Raw genomic sequence first — 15816 nt, 5'->3', positions numbered from 1 at the left:
AAAGATGTAGGCTTAAATAGAAAAGAGTTTGCTCTACGCTAATGGAGCAAACTCTTTTTTCTTATTTGTGCGTTGAATCGATTAGTCAGCACACACCTATGTGCTGATATTACATTTCTTATTGTAATAAAAGGTGAATACTACTTTCCTTTATATAATTCAATCCTTGTCATTATATGGATGCAATAAAAATAATGAGCAACTTTCTTTAGAGAATTAGATAATTCTGTCAATAATTCCTTTTGTTGTCTGTATGCCTTTATAATTTCATTATTATCATTTTTTATAGCCAAAATAACATTTCCTCCACTCTCTTTTTCTTTCATGGATTCTTGCTGTTCAAATATCTTGCGTAATGTTTCAATATCCACTTCTTTCATTGTGAATTTCTCCAAATCCAAGTTCGGATTTTCCGTTACAGGATATCTAAAGAACGAACTTTGTTTGTCGTATTTTGCAATAATAGGAATAGCCTTTGTTATATCCTCGTATTCTTTCCAATCTCCTTTATTAGCAAGGGATTCAAGTCTTGTTATATTCTTTAGTAGCAACTCGTCTTTCCAATACCGATATAACTCATCAATCCAATGGCAACTATAGAGAGGTCGCCATTTTCCTTGACTTAGGATTTTAGGTTTTGTACTCTCACAAGAATCATTCTCGTATGGGATAGATAATTTCTTATGAAAAATAATTATCAATGATTTTAAGGCTAATTCAATAGAGTGTCTATATAAGAAATTAATAGGCATTTCTACAAGTTGGAAGGCTTGAATTTTATCTCTTCCTTCATCCATATATTTAGCCGAGTTATAATAAGTTTCTGCGGTAATTCCAAAACCAAAATCTAAGTGGTCTCCAGGTGAAGTTAACCAATATTCCATATACAAATAATGTGATTATTTAGCAGGGTTCAATATTTTCGTTGCAAGTTTGTAAGTGAACAGAACTTGAGGATTGGATAAATCCCATCGCTCCACTTCCAGTCTTATCAAGTCTGTGTGTTTTTTACTTATATCCCTTAAAGCGTTTCCTACGGATTTCCGAAGATATTCGCTTTCGTGTGCCTTGTGCTTAGCAATTAGAGCAATAGCCACCGATGGATTTTCCTTGAAGTATGGGCGACTTGTCCAAATCCTCAATCCCTCCGTTACAGCACGGATAACATTCGGATTATTGTCATTTATCCACTCTTCGATAAGTGGCAAGGACGCTTCATATCCTCTGAGTTTACAAACCTCATCAAAAGCCTTTGCAAGCATTTCCTGCACACGCCAATTTTTATCGGTGCTTACTCGTGCTTTCAGAAGACAAAGCGCATCATTATTCGTTATCGCTAATCGTCCCAATATTGTTGTTGCCAACATGCGGACTTGATAGGCTTCTTGTTCGAATGCGTCAAGAGCAAATTCAAAACATTGTTTTTCTGAATAAGCAGAAAGGATTTCATTTGCTCCATGAAAGATATGCTGAAATCCATGTTCAATTTGCTGTATCCGAGTGAGGATATTGCTTATTTCCATTATTTCTGAAGCTTTTAATATATGTTCAATCGCTGTAAATCTATGAGAAAACATTGCTTGATGCCGAATGTTTTGCTATCCATTTAATTCTTACAGCAGATAAAACATCCGATTTTATTCTCTGGTTGAGCAATACTTTAAATCCACATTTTTCATAAAATGACAAAGGTGAAAAATAGGTATCTCCATCTATTTTTTTGTACAAATCATGGTCTATAACCCATCCATTTAATTCAGACTCTTGTAATTTTAGCAACTCAATCATCATTCTACCTAAACCCTTTGAATGAATGGTGGCAGATAAGATAATGGCAAACCATTGAGCATTATCTCTATAAAATTTGAAAGCCCAACCTTTTATTTGTCCATCAGATAGCTCCTTCAATAGGAAGTGTTTGGCATTGCTTAATCCATCTAAGTAGTGATTAAAGCTATTTAGAGAGGAATGAGATAGCCCTTGAGGATATTCTCTATTCCACAAGTTAATCAGGCTCTGCTTCTCATCTAAACTCAAATCTTCCGTTTCTATTAAGTTGAAGCCGTTTGAGGTAAAAAAATCACTTATATCCTTTTTCGAGGTATTCATTTTTCCATCTTTATATTACATTGTCAGAATCCATGAGGAAAAGACTTATGATGTGAATAACGCAAATGTACTTGATTTATTGCGAAAAGATACCGAGTAATCAGCAAAAAGATACCGAGCGATGGTGAGATTGCTCAGTATCTTTTGGATGACCATTCGGCGGGTTCTTTCTGTGTGGTTGCCAAACGATAGGAAAACGCTTCTTCCAAATGCTTTATCTCCGATAGTTCTCTTGCAATAATCTGTTGATATCGGATAGTCGATAGAGTATTTTCCCTGCGATTTGGGTGTAAGGAATGATACCCTTGTACCGATAGTCCTGCAAGGTGCGAGGGCTGACGAAAAGCCGTTCGCAAACCTCCCGACCCGTAAGGTAGATTTCTCCCCCGAAGAGCGGACGGTGCGTTTGGGCAATCTCCCGAAGGCGTTTGTTTACTTCTCTGATGCCTGAGATGAGCTGTTTCATCTCGGGCGTTTCTTTGTTGATGGTTTCGTATTCCATAGCTGTGGTTATTTGCGGTTGGACTTGGCAAGGAGTGCTTCCACATCCTCACGTTTGTAATAGCACTTATGCCCGATTTGGATAAAGGGCAGCACGGACGTGTCCCGATAGTGCTGGAGCGTTCGCTTGCTGATGTTCAGTATTCGGCACACATCCCCGTTGTGCAACAGGTCGGGGACTTCGGGCTTCGTGCCGAATTGTTCTCTCATACAAAGAGCCAGCTCTTCGATGCTCTTTTTCAGTTCCTCCCAAGCGGAGGTGTCGATGGCGGTAAATCTCATATCAATATCGTTTTTCTCTTTTTGATGCAAATGTACGCAGTCGAAATCCTTGTTCCCAGACCCGATGAAATCAAGGGAAATAGAGGGAACTCACAGGCAAATATACAAGCACCAGCCGCCTGTTTCACCCACTTCTATCTAAGTGCGTACTTGTGGCTTCGATACGGTATGAAGTGACTCTCTTGTCAATGAAAACAGACTCTCCTCTTTCATCCGAAGAAAAAGGAAGCAGGCATTGGCAATCCGATGAAGTTGGTTTCCGAGCCGTTCCCCTCTCCGTTCCCTCCTTTTGAGCGTTTTCGTCCCGATTTCCCTTGTTTGTGTCGTCCATTCTCGGAGCATTTCTCTGTACCTCGAAGCAACAGAAACACAAACCTTGGGACTCTGTATTCGGCTCTGTAACTTGGTTTCAGCATCCCATTTCGGGTGAAAGTTCAAAATCAAGCAACGAAAGGAAGAACGAACAATGAAAAGAAACGAGTGAATGAGAAATGCCATAGATACTTTCTTCTTTCACTGTGAAAGGAAATATACGGTGAAAGGAAAAAAGCAGAGACAGACTTTTTGCTTTGCGGGCAAGAAAGTTCGTCCTCCGTAAGAGAAAAGCTTTTTCCTTTCACCGTTTGAAATTCCAATTCTAATCACTCAATAATTATCCAAACAACTTATGAAATCAAGATATTACGATTTACAATATATCAAGGCGATACCGATAGCAGACTATCTGCACGCCTGCAGTATCGAGCCTGCCAAGCGGTACAAGGGCTATGCCCTTTATCACGCACCCTACAGAGAAGACCACAACGCCAGCTTGAAAGTGGACTTTCGGAAAAATCTGTGGCACGACTACGGCACGAGCCAAGGCGGAAGCATCATCGACCTTGTGATGAAGATGCAAGGATGCAGTGCCTACGAAGCAATGGCACATCTTGCCGAAGGGAAAGCGATAACCCTCGCCTCTTCTTCCTTTCATCGTGAAACAACCATTACTACGCCCAATACCACAAGTACAAGGCGCATTCTCTCCATCAGTGAAGAGTTACCCCTACATCTGCAAAACTATCTCCGAGAGGTGCGCAAGATAGACCTTGCCGTGGCAAGCCCTTATCTCCGTTACGTTCGCTATGAGGTAGGAGGACGAGAGTACTCCGCTATCGGCTTTGCCAACCGTGCAGGAGGGTATGAACTTCGAGACGACAAAACATTCAAGGGAACAATCGCACCAAAGGATATTTCCGTGATTGTAGGAGAAGCGCACAACGCTCCTCTCTGCATCTTCGAGGGCTTTATGGACTTCCTTTCCCTTCTCACGATGAAAGGGAAAGAAACCTCCCCCTGCCTTGTGTTGAACTCCGTCAGCAATCTACCACGAGCCATCGACTATCTCCACGAGAAAGGCATCGACTCCGTTCGGGCGTTCCTCGACAACGACCAAGCAGGACGAAATGCTCTCCAAACTCTTTGCTCAGCAGGCATCAGGGTAGAGGATATGAGCCGACACTATGCCCAATACAAAGACCTCAACGACTACCACGTTACTCGATGTAAGCAACAACAAGAAGTACAACAGCCAAAGCCTGTTATTGTCAAACACAAAATAAGATAAGCTATGAAAGAAAAATTTGATATATCACACTATTTGAACATAGAGATGCCCCCCGAACTAAAACAGTCACTCTTGGATTTTCATTCAAAAAGACCCATCTCTGCCAAGCTGGAGAAAAAGCAAGCAGAGCAATCTGAAAGCTCACAGCATTCCTCTGCATCCGAGCAGACATTGCCGTCCGAGCCTTTGACTGAAGTAAAGGAAGCCGTGAAAGCCGAATTCCGAACAGGAGAAGCAACAAGTGGCATCAAGCAGTCCGAAACGCATCAGCCACAAGCAACGACAAGAGAGCTTGGAGAGCTATCAAGAAGCCTTTCTCTTGCCCCATAAAATCATCGACCGAAAGGCAACCTATCTCAGTCGCTCCACGTGGGAACGCTTGGAGTTCGTTGTCCGTCGCTTGGGTGATTACGGGGCGAATGTTTCGAGTTTCTTGGAGTGCATAGCTCTCCGACATTTGGAAGAATACAGCGAGGATATAGAACGCTGGCGCAAACTCTAATCACAGCATTCCGAGCCATCAGTGATGAAATGGATAATCGGCATTCTCAGAAGGCAAGAAGAACAAGGGATGAAAGCCAAGTATAGTATATGCGCAGGTATTCCATCGGTAACATTGCAAGACGTCAGTTTGTAGCCACAAACTGCGCTTGCCCCCTTTACCGCTGTGCTCGGGGGAGAGCCGTAATCACTTCGTTCTCATCGGCTGGGATGCCTTAATAAACAAGCAAAGATGAAACCAAAAACAGATAAAGAGAAAAGGAATAAGAAGTCCAATAAGACCTGCCTTCTTCGGGTACGTTGTTCCGAAGAGGAGAAAACAAGGATACAAAAGCGAGCGGAACGGACGGGCAAAAAGCTCTCCGAGTTCTGTCGGGAGGCGTTGCTTACGGGAGAGATTGTTGCCGTCCCCCAATTGGGAGAACACGAACGGGAAGCCATTCGAGTGTTACAACGGGTGAGCTATTTCTTCAGTCATATTTCCAACCTGATTAAGGCGAAAGACCCCTCTTGGGGTCCCATTGCCAAGAACCTCTCTTGCATTTCGCTACACGCTTTCGAGCGATTTTACAGTCCTCGGTATCGGATTACGGACGAGGTATATGATGTTCTGAATATCAAGCGCAATGATAGCTAAGTGCAAAGCCATAGCGCACGGGAAGACGGCGTTAGAGTATATCTTCCGAGAAACGAAGCTCAAGAATAAGCTCTTGATTCAGAACCTTTGTGGAGATACGGCAGAGAGAATATACAAAGAGATGAGCCTTGTCAATCAGTTCAATAGCCGTTGTCGGAACAAGTTCCTGCGGATGGAAATCGGTATTGCTCCGAAAGACGAAGCAGGGATGAATTGGAAGAAGCTCCAAGGGATAGCCTATGAGTTTATCCAAGCGATGAAATTGCAGGAGCATCAGGTGGTAGCCGTTACGCATAAGGATACCGACAATCTGCACATTCATATCATTGCCAATCGGATGAGTATGAACGGAGTGGTTTATGATACGACCTTTGTGAGTAACAAGGCAGCACGGGTGGCAGAAGAGCTGAGTCGCAAGCACGGTCTGACGATTGCCAATGAGATACGGGAAGAGAAACGGTATCAAAAGCCGAGAGCCAATTTGGCACGGGAGGCGAGCAAGGAGAAACTGCGCACAATGGCTTACGGACTGTTGGGAAAATATACGAATGGCGGACTGAATGGCTATGCTTCCTTTCGATATGAATTGAGACGACAAGGAGTAACCGTTGAACAGATGATGAACAAGAAAGGTAGCGTCTATGGACTGAAGTTTTATTTTGAGGGGCAGACTTTCAAGGCTTCGGAGATAGGACGAGAGTTTGGATATAACTCGCTGCTGAAACAATTCGGGTTATCCTATGCCACTCCCTATCGCTCTTCTGTTCCGATCTATCAGCCGAAAGCTCCTTTACAGGAAGAAAGGCTACAACCAGTATCAAGTCCTGAACCAAGTCTTGTTGAAAGCGTGGTGGATATTGCTGAAGGGATTGTATCGGGTGTTGGCGGTGTGCTGGACTTCCCAATCCACGGAGAGGATTATGCCGAGACCGCCTTTCAGCGAAGATTACGCCACGAAGCCAACAAGAAAAAGAAACGGGAACGAAGAATGTAGGAAACAAATTCTCTCTTCCCGAAAAAGAAAATTACGAAAGAACGCTCACTTTCGCTCGCAAATCTGTACCTTTGCAAGTGATGATAGTGAGCGTTCTTTGGCTATTCAAAACAATGTGCCTCAAAGCATTCCGCTCATTTCTAAATCGTTACCTGTTTACCTACCGTTAAATGGTAATACTCTGCTTCTCAATAAGATAGTCCGAAAACGAAAAAAAAATGAGTCCGTTATTTGTTATGAAGTTACGCAACTATCTTCACTCTTACAAGCGGATGCAGGAGTGACGCATTAGAGATTATCCTTAATTGATTCCCCAATAGGTGAATTACTCATAGTTCTACTCTAAACATAGAATAATGACATTGGTATAGACATTTCGCATATTTTAGTCAATTGCCTGATTCCGATATAAACTCCAACAGGATTTAATTGGAAAGTTGTTATTTGATTATTTTTGAAAACGTCAAATGCATATTGCCATCGAGCATCCTTCTGAATATGATAGTTACAAACTTCATCTTCTGTAAATGGAATTGCTTTATTTTTCAAATCTTCAAACAGGGGGATTAACTGGTCTTTATTTGCTTGATTGAATGCTTCTGTTACAGTCTTGGTGTTTGTGACATTAAAAGACACATATTGCCCTTCAATAGAAAACAAACCCATTATATATAGTAAATTAGTTTGCTGAGAAACATTCATTAGTTGTGGATACTTCTGAAAAATATAATTTAATTCATCCAATGAAATGCTATGTCTAAAAAATAAATCATAATCAGAAAGTAGATATTTTTCAAGTGGTTCTACAACATGAAATGCCGATATTCCATAGCCACATCCGACTTGCTTTAGGTGGGCTATATCCAATGAACTGATATTTTTTAATTTTTCCACTAACGGAGCCAACTTCAATAACAAGTCATCATATTGTTTTTTGTTGTATGGAAATATCAGTTTACTAAAAACCATTATTGCCAATAATGAAACCGTATTGGAAGATAGTTTTGGTATTATGTTTCTCGCTTCATCTATTATAGATTGTTCTGTTGTTCTTTCTTGTACATTCAAACGTTCGATTAGTAAATCTATAAGATTTTCACCTAAGTCTTCATTGCCGGATGCGATGTAATTTTTAAATGTCTCATTTAATGCCATCTGAATTGCAGGTTCTTTGAAACGATGTAATAAATCTTCCTTTAATGAAGTTATTCGGTCTATTGTTTTTTCCGATATGTCAGATAATCTTTTCTCGGCCTCGACCCTTGCATCCTGAGTATAAACAGCCAACTCTGCTTTTACTACATATTTGCAGATTTCCATAGCAGTTTCAGCTGTAATGCCATTAAAGTTAATGTCACCTTTTGCTTGTACTATGGTGGATTGATTAACACTTTCTATTTCCTGATCATTCCCGAAATTCATTGTTATTGCCGTTTACCTGATTTATAGTGCTATTATGAACACCTTTAATTGTCTGCTTGCTACTTTTTCCACCTTTTTTAATCAGGTAAAAAATACCACTAATAACACCTCCAACAATAGCAACAAGAAGAGGAGTTATCCATACTGAGTTGTCTTTCAAAAAATCCATAACTATCATTATTATTTCAAAAAATAAAATCGCAAGTAGTGTGCCAGAATTAAAGAGGTGACATTTTGGCAGGAATTCTATTCTATAAAACTATCGTAGATTGGGACAAAGTGGCTTTTCCAGCTTCTACCAGCTCTTGAATATCCGTCTGATGATCAGAAAGATAGATTCTTTTGACGACAAAATCGCGGAGATGTATCGCACGGAAACTCCCCAGCGAGGCACGGCAAAAGCCTATTCGGGATTATACAAGAGAGAGTTTACGGAAGAGGACAGCGAAATCCGTATTATCAAAGACGAGAAGAAGCGATCGCTTTTGACCATCAACGGACTTCCCATTGCCGATTGGTGCGAGCAGAAATGGAAACAGCTTATCAACCGTAACCGCTTACATCGGCTGTAAAACCGAAAATCCCCTTTCTCTTTCATCGTTGTATTTCAGCTCCGACAATACTTTTCAAGAAGAAAATCACACAAGAACGCTCACTTTCCCTCGCAAATCTGTACCTTTGCAAGTGATAATAGTGAGCGTTCTTTGGTTATTCAAAACAGTGTGCCTTAAAGCAGTCCGCTCATTTCTAAATCGTTACCTATCCACCCATCACTAAATGGTAACATCCTGTTATCTAGCGAGATAGTTCAGAGCCGAGAAATCTTGACGGGAGAAAAATAATTTCTTCCCGTGAGAAAATAAATTTCTTGACGTCAAGAAATTTTCGCCTTGACGTCAGTTTTTTTATAATGTGTTTGGGAGAAAAACTTTTTCGTTATTAAACTTCTGTTGAAAGTCACTTTTTGCCTTGAAGATTATCTATCAAGAAGAACAACTTTCATCTTTACATCACGCTTAGGCCACTCGCTCTTTTCATCAGTTTCTACCTGATTTATTTTATCGACGACCTCCATTCCTGCAATAACTTTCCCGAAAGCGGTATAATTTCCGTCCAGATGATAGGCACCAGGGCTTTGCACCACAATAAAAAACTCATAAGGAGAGGCAAACTGATGTGGGTTGTCAATATCACTGCTTGGCATCGAAACAATCCCCCGATGATGTTTGAATCCTTTTTTAGTGTCGGGAGGAAGTAAGTAATAGCCAATCTTTTGGCGTTTTTTGCGAATATCCCAACCATCGGAATTGCCCCCCTGAATTATAAAATCTTTAACAATTCTATGAAAAACAGAACCATCAAAATAATTTTGTTTCGTTAGGAAAATGAAATTTGCCCGATGATAAGGAGTTTCGTTAAATAGTTCAATATCAATATTTCCGTAATCAGTAATGATACGAACGTATCGCTCTTTATTTTCTTTTTCATAATCAAACAAGAAAGGAATGACGCTTTGCGTGTTCAGCGTTTCAATGGGTTTTTCATTCTTTTCTTCTTTTTCAGATATTCTTTTCTGAGTTCCAGTTGATTGAATGGTGTTTTCCTTCTTTTCTGATTTTGAAGAAGTTTCACCACAACTAGTAGTAAGAAAAAAGATAAATAGGGGAAGAAAATATTTAAATTTCATCAAAAAAATTCTTTAAGATAGCTATAGTTTCTGTTTTATTTTCGATGTATGACATATGTCCTCCTTCAAGCAAAGAATATGTCGCTCCGATTTCTTTTGCTAAAGTAGCTAATTCTTCGTAAGGGATTAATGCATCTTTTTTGCCAAGAATGAAGTGTTTTGGAACTGATAATGACTTCAGAATGAAGGTTCTGTCGGGTCTTTCTTTCATTCCTAAAGAGGCTGCTTTGATACCTTCATTAGGAGTTTGAGCGGCAATTTTGATAACATCTTCAATTTTTTCTTTCATCAATATTTTATTTTCTTCACTAAATAAGTTAGTTACAGAATTACGAATAAAAAACGTTTTGTCGTTATCAACTGCATTGGCAACTCGTTCCCGATTGGCTTTTTTTTCGTCAGAATCGGGTAGGGGAGTTGAATTCATTAATATAATCCCCTTTACTTTCTGCGGATATTTTTCTGCAAAAGCCAAACTTACATACCCTCCCATTGAATGCCCAACCAAGATGCATTCCTCAATTTCTTCAGTTTCGAGAATGGAATTGATGTGTTCCGCCATCATTTCCATTGTATGAATTTTTGAAATTACGGGAGTTTTTCCGTGTCCGAGAAGGTCAGGAATAATGCATAGGCAATCTTTTTTGAGTTCTTGAGCTACGTCATTCCATACCTCGCAACTTTCTAAAAATCCGTGTAATAGAACTATTGTTTTCCCTTTTCCTATCTTTTTGTAGAAAGAATTGTATTTCATTAGAATAAAAATTTTAGTTAAGAAGAATTGTTGCAAATATAGCGGATTATTTTATAAAAATCTAAAAAAATAGGCTACCCTAAAGCGGATAGCCTAAATTGTACAGGTTAGTAGATAGAATTTGTCAGAATAATTTCGCTGATAAAGTAAACAACAAATTACTTCTTGTAGATGAAATTTTTGCGGGAGTCGTTAAAACAGATTCATACATTTGGAACATATTATCTTGTTTAGCAATATCGTAAGATACATCTAAGCGTATACTTCCAAAAGAATAACCCGCTCCGAAAGAATATCCATTAAGGTCTCCAATGTATTTAGAACTTCCTTTGTAGGGACTTTGTTCATAACGCATACCAGCCCGTAAACTCAGTGCGTTTATACGATATTCTCCACCTACACGTATCGAAGAAGTACCACTCAATGTGTTTTGAATAATGGTATTTTCACCTTTCAAATTATCACTAGTAAAATAAATATTTTCGTAGTCCTTGTATATGTAGTCAAAGCTAATTAGACCTTTTTTACCAAAAACATAAGCAACACTTCCAACCCAAGAACTTGGTGTTCGGAATTTATAGTTTCGTTCGAACCAAATCTCGTCACCATATTGATTTAGTAAGTCAACATCTTTATCTTCATTTCTATTTGTTTGTTTATTGAAAATTGTTGAATACAAAACCTCTCGTGATTGTTCTTCAAGTTTGTACCACGTTGGGGACTGATAACTTAATCCCAAACGAACCTGATTACCAATCTTCGCAATACCTCCTAACTGAAAAGAAAATCCGTTTCCAGTGGTATTGACTCTCACTTGATGATTAGCATATCTTACCAGTGAACTATTCTCAAAATTGTCATCACGCAAACTATATAGAGAGTTAGAATTAACTGGATGTGAATTGAGGTTTACACCTAAATAAATATTATTCCCGAATTGTGAGGCAAAATTGAAGTTATATTTATTGATTTGTCCATCTTGAATCACTTCATATTTTTGTCGTCGCAAAGTTCTGTCAGCATTTGCTATGTAATTTGTCTCCGAGGCATTGGGCGACTCAGGGATTACTAATTCAGTTTTTATCCCAAGATAGGCACGTCTTGCGTTCCAATCATTCAATCCTAAGTAAAACTCTCCAATGGCATTTTGATTAACAATCGGAAGGTTTCCGTCAGCGAATGTAGATAAAGGAAAACCACTTCCATTAACATTTCCATTCTGTGCAAAGTGACGGAAATAATCATCTATACCAATATTGTTATTTCCGAAGTATGTGAATCCTGAATTGCCAAGATTTTTAGTTTGCTGAAAATTAAATCCAAAACTTATTTTCTTCCAATTATCTGAAACATTAGGTATAACAAAAGCAATTCCAAACTGGTTCAAATCAAAATCAGAATCTTTGTTCACTGTTTCTTGATTTAAAAACGAAACATTTTTTTTATGTCTGTCATCTCTCACAGAGAAAGAAAATTCCGTACCTGAAAAAATAGCACTCCCTGCTGGGTTTATGTTCATTGCAGACATATCACCTCCCAAAGCTCCGAAAGCACCACTCATTCCCTTAAAACGAGCACTACCATTTAAATCTTCGGTAGAATAACGTAAAGCATCAGTGTAATTTTGTGCCTGAACTCCTGTTGTTAACAGAGTACCTAAAATCAATGAGTATATTAACTTATTCATATTTTTTCAACAATTATTTATATAGATATTTTAATTATCTGCGGTTAGAGCTTCGATGGCTTCCTCCGCTTCCTGAACTTCCCGAATTTCCGCTGCTTCCTGAATTATTATACCCTCTTGAGGAGCTGTTTTCGTAACTTCTTGAAGAGTTGTTATAATTTCGGTTTTCATATCCGCGTGTAGGTAGGTCGTTTCTTGAATTATTATAGTTATTATTGCGATTATTATAATTTCCTGAACGATTTTCATATCTTCCTGAAGGAGCTGTTTCACGGTTATAATATCCTTGTGAATTTCTTGAATTTTCATAGTTGTAGTAACGATTTGCGTCACCCCTTCTTGAATTATCTCTCACTATTGCACGACCCCTTCTGTCATAGTATTGATTGTTGTAACCACGATTGTATGAATTGTTGGGAGAATAGTAATAATCTCTGGAATAATATCTTCTACCATAGCCATAGTAAGGATAATATCCATATCCATAATAAGGATAATAACCTCTGTCATAATATCCATAACGGTCATACCAATTCCAGTAAGGATTGTAGTAATTTCCCCAACCTATTGAAAACCCCCAGTTAAAGTGATTTCTATGGTAAGGATAATAACCATAATAATAGTTGTCATAAGGATACCAAGCTCCATAACCCCAATATGAATTATACCTGTGATATGGATATCCCCAATTGTTATCGTAAACATTTACAGTTACTTGAGTAGGGTTGTTACCCCAACCAGCATAAGCCTTTCTTTCAGGATTTGTGTAAAAGTCAGAAGTGTAAGAATCTACATCAGTAAAGTGAGTAAAACTCTCTTGCGTGTCACTATATTGTAGTGCTTTTTCTCTGAAATAGTCTCTGTATTTACTTTGCGGAACGGAAGTATTTCTTGAAGGATAATTGTCATAACGTTCAACTATAGTAACACGTTCAGGAGGCAATTCTCCATAAATTCCGTCATTATAATAAACGTAATACGAACCACAAGAAGTAAGTAAAGCGGTCAAGGCAAATATTCCCAAAAATTTTGCCAGATTTCGTTGGAGTTTGTTATTCGTTTTCATAGCTAATAATTTTTTAATTCTAAAAATTCAAATTTAATTTTTCAAGATGCATTCACTCTTTTATAAAATTTGAGAATGACACAATTGAGAAATTCTTAACCATAAACTTCTCACATTTTAAGTCACAATATTTATGCCAAACAATGTCTGTCAATCTATATAATTGTTTGTGATAAGAAGAATTCGTAAACGTTTCTCCGTATCACTTTAACTGAGTTATATTAAAAAAGTATGTTTTATGATTGTTATGTTGTTGTTTATTAGAATTTTAAGTTTTTTTATTGAAGAGATTATTCAATCAAAAAGAGTATTGATTACAAAATTGTTGATTTTTTAAAAAGGAAAACAACTTTTATAATTTTTAATTTTCCTAAGAAGACCTTATCTTTGCGACTCATTTATTTTTCATAAAATGTCAAAAAGATATACCATTACGGCAGCTTTGCCATATACTAACGGACCCATACATATTGGTCATTTAGCAGGAGTTTACGTGCCATCGGATATTTATGCTCGTTATCAACGATTGAAAAACAACGATGTAGCTTTTATCTGTGGAAGCGATGAACACGGTGTTGCTATTTCCATAAAGGCTAAAAAAGAAGGAGTTACACCACAGGAGATTATTGATAAATATCATCAAATCATTAAAAAATCATTTGAAGATTTTGGGATTTCGTTTGATAATTATTCGAGAACTTCACTTTCTGTTCACCATAAAACAGCTTCTGATTTCTTCCGAAAATTGTACGAGCAAGGTGATTTTATCGAGGAAGTTTCTGAACAATTATATGATGAACAGGCTCAGCAGTTTTTAGCAGACCGATTTGTTACGGGAACTTGTCCAAAATGTTCCAATCCAGAGGCTTATGGTGACCAATGTGAAAAATGTGGTACTTCATTGAATGCTACTGACTTAATAAATCCAAAATCAACTATCACAGGAACCAAACCTACACTTAAAGAAACTAAACATTGGTTTTTGCCTTTGAATCGTTATCAAAAATTTATCGAAGAATGGATTTTAGAAGGACATAAAAAAGATTGGAAACCAAATGTTTATGGACAGGTAAAATCGTGGCTTGATGATGAGTTGAAACCTCGTGCCGTTACACGCGACTTAGATTGGGGAATTCCTGTTCCTGTGGAAGGTGCTGAAGGTAAAGTACTTTATGTTTGGTTCGACGCCCCCATTGGTTATATTTCGTCAACTATTGAATGGGCGGAGCGTGAAGGCAAGGATTGGAAGCCATATTGGAAGGATAAAGATACCAAATTGGTACACTTTATAGGAAAGGATAATATTGTATTTCATTGCATTATATTTCCATCGATGCTTAAAGCCGAAGGAAGTTATATCTTGCCAGATAATGTTCCTGCTAATGAATTTTTAAATTTGGAAGGGAATAAACTTTCAACCTCTAAAAATTGGGCAGTTTGGTTGCACGAATATTTGCAAGATTTTCCAAATCAGCAAGATGTATTGCGTTACGTTCTGACAGCGAATGCTCCTGAAACCAAAGACAATGATTTTACTTGGAAAGATTTTCAAGCTCGAAATAACAACGAATTGGTAGCCATTTTCGGAAATTTTATCAATCGGGTAATGGTTCTGACTCATAAATATTACAATGGTGTTATTCCAGAGCCTAATGAGTTTACAGAAACAGATTTGCAAACTTTGGCTCAAATGAAAACTTTTCCTGAACTGATTTCCAATTCAATAGAGCGTTACCGATTCCGTGAAGCTTCACAAGAATTGATGAATTTGGCCCGTTTGGGTAATAAATATTTGGCTGATGAAGAGCCTTGGAAAATTGTCAAAGAAAATCCTGAACGAGTAAAAACACAAATGTATGTAGCTTTGCAAATTTCAGCAGCACTAGCCATATTTAGTGAACCTTTTTTACCTTTTACTTCTGAAAAATTAAAGAAAATGCTTCATTTCGATGATTTAAAAGTCAAAAAGCTATGGGATGATATAGAAAAAAGTTATGAAATTCTTCCAATAGGGCATATTATAGGTAAATCAGAGCTTCTTTTTCAAAAAATAGAAGATGAAGCTATCGAAAAACAATTAGAACGATTGGAAAATACTAAAATTCAGAATAAAAAAGAAGAAAAAATGTCGGTAGAGCCACAAAAAGAACTAATTTCGTATGATGATTTTACGAAAATGGATATTCGTATTGGAACTATTCTGGAAGCCGAAAAAATGCCAAAAGCGGATAAATTGCTTATCTTAAAAGTGGATACAGGAATCGATGTTCGAACCATAGTTTCAGGAATTGCAGAAAGTTTTAATCCGCAAGATATTGTAGGAAAGCAAGTTACTGTACTGGCGAATCTTGCTCCACGAAAATTGAGAGGTGTTGAAAGTCACGGAATGATTCTGATGACTGAAAATTCAGAAGGGAAATTTGTTTTCTTGAATCCTGATAATGAGAGTATTGCCAACGGAATGGTTGTAAAATAGATTTTATACTGAATATTTGTCAGGTTAATAAAATAAAAAAAGAGTATTGCGATAACAATACTCTTTTTTTATTTTATCCGCATTTACATTGGTT

Annotated in this window: 19 protein-coding genes; 8 read left to right on the top strand and 11 right to left on the bottom strand. The window is 37.9% G+C overall.

The window, feature by feature from the left end; translation table 11 throughout:
- Positions 1-140: 140 nt before the first annotated feature.
- The 6 genes from YW9_RS0101375 to YW9_RS12360 all read right to left on the bottom strand — a co-directional run bounded on the left by YW9_RS0101375 (position 141) and on the right by YW9_RS12360 (position 3308).
- Positions 141-884, bottom strand: coding sequence for a hypothetical protein (locus YW9_RS0101375; protein WP_018278382.1), 744 nt, complete (start codon positions 882-884; stop codon positions 141-143).
- Between the two features lie 15 nt (positions 885-899).
- On the bottom strand, positions 900-1577 hold the full coding sequence (locus tag YW9_RS0101370) for a DNA alkylation repair protein (RefSeq protein ID WP_231555623.1): 678 nt from the start codon (positions 1575-1577) through the stop codon (positions 900-902).
- Positions 1564-2109, bottom strand: a complete 546-nt coding sequence (locus YW9_RS0101365; protein WP_004333755.1) for a GNAT family N-acetyltransferase — start codon at positions 2107-2109, stop codon at positions 1564-1566. Before YW9_RS0101365 ends, YW9_RS0101370 begins: the two co-directional genes overlap by 14 nt.
- A 214-nt stretch (positions 2110-2323) precedes the next feature.
- Positions 2324-2575: a helix-turn-helix domain-containing protein gene (locus tag YW9_RS0101360; protein ID WP_197063413.1), complete on the bottom strand. Its 252-nt coding sequence runs from the start codon at positions 2573-2575 to the stop codon at positions 2324-2326.
- Positions 2576-2619: 44 nt separating this feature from the next.
- Complete coding sequence (locus YW9_RS13665) at positions 2620-2820, bottom strand: helix-turn-helix domain-containing protein (protein ID WP_394356332.1); 201 nt, start codon at positions 2818-2820, stop codon at positions 2620-2622.
- Between the two features lie 281 nt (positions 2821-3101).
- Entirely contained in the window at positions 3102-3308 is a 207-nt protein-coding gene (locus YW9_RS12360) for a hypothetical protein (protein WP_018278378.1), read from the bottom strand.
- Between the two features lie 251 nt (positions 3309-3559).
- Between YW9_RS12360 and YW9_RS0101345 the strand changes: the two genes are divergently transcribed.
- The 6 genes from YW9_RS0101345 (at position 3560) to YW9_RS13615 (ending at position 6922) form a co-directional block, all read left to right on the top strand.
- Entirely contained in the window at positions 3560-4498 is a 939-nt protein-coding gene (locus YW9_RS0101345; protein WP_026193721.1) for a toprim domain-containing protein, read from the top strand.
- Between the two features lie 171 nt (positions 4499-4669).
- Complete coding sequence (locus tag YW9_RS13660) at positions 4670-4828, top strand: hypothetical protein (RefSeq protein WP_231555521.1); 159 nt, start codon at positions 4670-4672, stop codon at positions 4826-4828.
- Positions 4764-5000 carry a DUF3408 domain-containing protein gene (locus YW9_RS13860; RefSeq protein WP_369073232.1) on the top strand — a complete coding sequence of 79 codons (237 nt, stop codon included), beginning with the start codon at positions 4764-4766 and terminating at the stop codon, positions 4998-5000. The genes YW9_RS13660 and YW9_RS13860 overlap by 65 nt, the downstream gene beginning before the upstream one ends.
- 231 nt (positions 5001-5231) lie before the next feature.
- Positions 5232-5636, top strand: coding sequence for a plasmid mobilization protein (locus YW9_RS13855; RefSeq protein WP_018278375.1), 405 nt, complete (start codon positions 5232-5234; stop codon positions 5634-5636).
- Complete coding sequence (locus YW9_RS0101330) at positions 5626-6630, top strand: relaxase/mobilization nuclease domain-containing protein (RefSeq protein ID WP_018278374.1); 1005 nt, start codon at positions 5626-5628, stop codon at positions 6628-6630. The genes YW9_RS13855 and YW9_RS0101330 overlap by 11 nt, the downstream gene beginning before the upstream one ends.
- Complete coding sequence (locus YW9_RS13615; RefSeq protein WP_218915118.1) at positions 6557-6922, top strand: hypothetical protein; 366 nt, start codon at positions 6557-6559, stop codon at positions 6920-6922. Before YW9_RS0101330 ends, YW9_RS13615 begins: the two co-directional genes overlap by 74 nt.
- Before the next feature lie 50 nt (positions 6923-6972).
- Here YW9_RS13615 and YW9_RS0101320 read toward each other — a convergent pair whose 3' ends face one another.
- A complete protein-coding gene (locus YW9_RS0101320; protein ID WP_018278372.1) occupies positions 6973-8052 on the bottom strand; it encodes an LPO_1073/Vpar_1526 family protein in 1080 nt (359 codons plus the stop codon).
- Between the two features lie 269 nt (positions 8053-8321).
- Between YW9_RS0101320 and YW9_RS0101310 the strand changes: the two genes are divergently transcribed.
- A complete protein-coding gene (locus tag YW9_RS0101310; RefSeq protein ID WP_231555508.1) occupies positions 8322-8624 on the top strand; it encodes a hypothetical protein in 303 nt (100 codons plus the stop codon).
- Positions 8625-9028: 404 nt separating this feature from the next.
- Here the strand turns inward: YW9_RS0101310 and YW9_RS0101305 are convergent, their stop codons facing one another.
- The 4 genes from YW9_RS0101305 to YW9_RS0101290 all read right to left on the bottom strand — a co-directional run bounded on the left by YW9_RS0101305 (position 9029) and on the right by YW9_RS0101290 (position 13246).
- A complete protein-coding gene (locus tag YW9_RS0101305) occupies positions 9029-9739 on the bottom strand; it encodes a peptidylprolyl isomerase (RefSeq protein ID WP_018278369.1) in 711 nt (236 codons plus the stop codon).
- Complete coding sequence (locus YW9_RS0101300; protein ID WP_018278368.1) at positions 9729-10493, bottom strand: alpha/beta fold hydrolase; 765 nt, start codon at positions 10491-10493, stop codon at positions 9729-9731. Before YW9_RS0101300 ends, YW9_RS0101305 begins: the two co-directional genes overlap by 11 nt.
- A gap of 124 nt (positions 10494-10617) precedes the next feature.
- Entirely contained in the window at positions 10618-12180 is a 1563-nt protein-coding gene (locus YW9_RS0101295) for an OmpP1/FadL family transporter (protein ID WP_026193719.1), read from the bottom strand.
- A 34-nt stretch (positions 12181-12214) separates the two neighbouring features.
- Complete coding sequence (locus tag YW9_RS0101290) at positions 12215-13246, bottom strand: hypothetical protein (RefSeq protein WP_018278366.1); 1032 nt, start codon at positions 13244-13246, stop codon at positions 12215-12217.
- Between the two features lie 412 nt (positions 13247-13658).
- On the opposite strand from YW9_RS0101290, the gene metG reads away from it, so the two are divergent.
- Positions 13659-15722 carry a methionine--tRNA ligase gene (gene metG, locus YW9_RS0101285; protein ID WP_018278365.1) on the top strand — a complete coding sequence of 688 codons (2064 nt, stop codon included), beginning with the start codon at positions 13659-13661 and terminating at the stop codon, positions 15720-15722.
- Positions 15723-15816 lie beyond the last annotated feature (94 nt).

This window comes from Capnocytophaga cynodegmi DSM 19736 (genome assembly GCF_000379185.1).
Lineage (GTDB): Bacteria > Bacteroidota > Bacteroidia > Flavobacteriales > Flavobacteriaceae > Capnocytophaga > Capnocytophaga cynodegmi.
The sequence above is the reverse complement of the archived record's forward strand: the minus strand, read 5'-3'. Positions and strand labels throughout refer to the sequence as shown.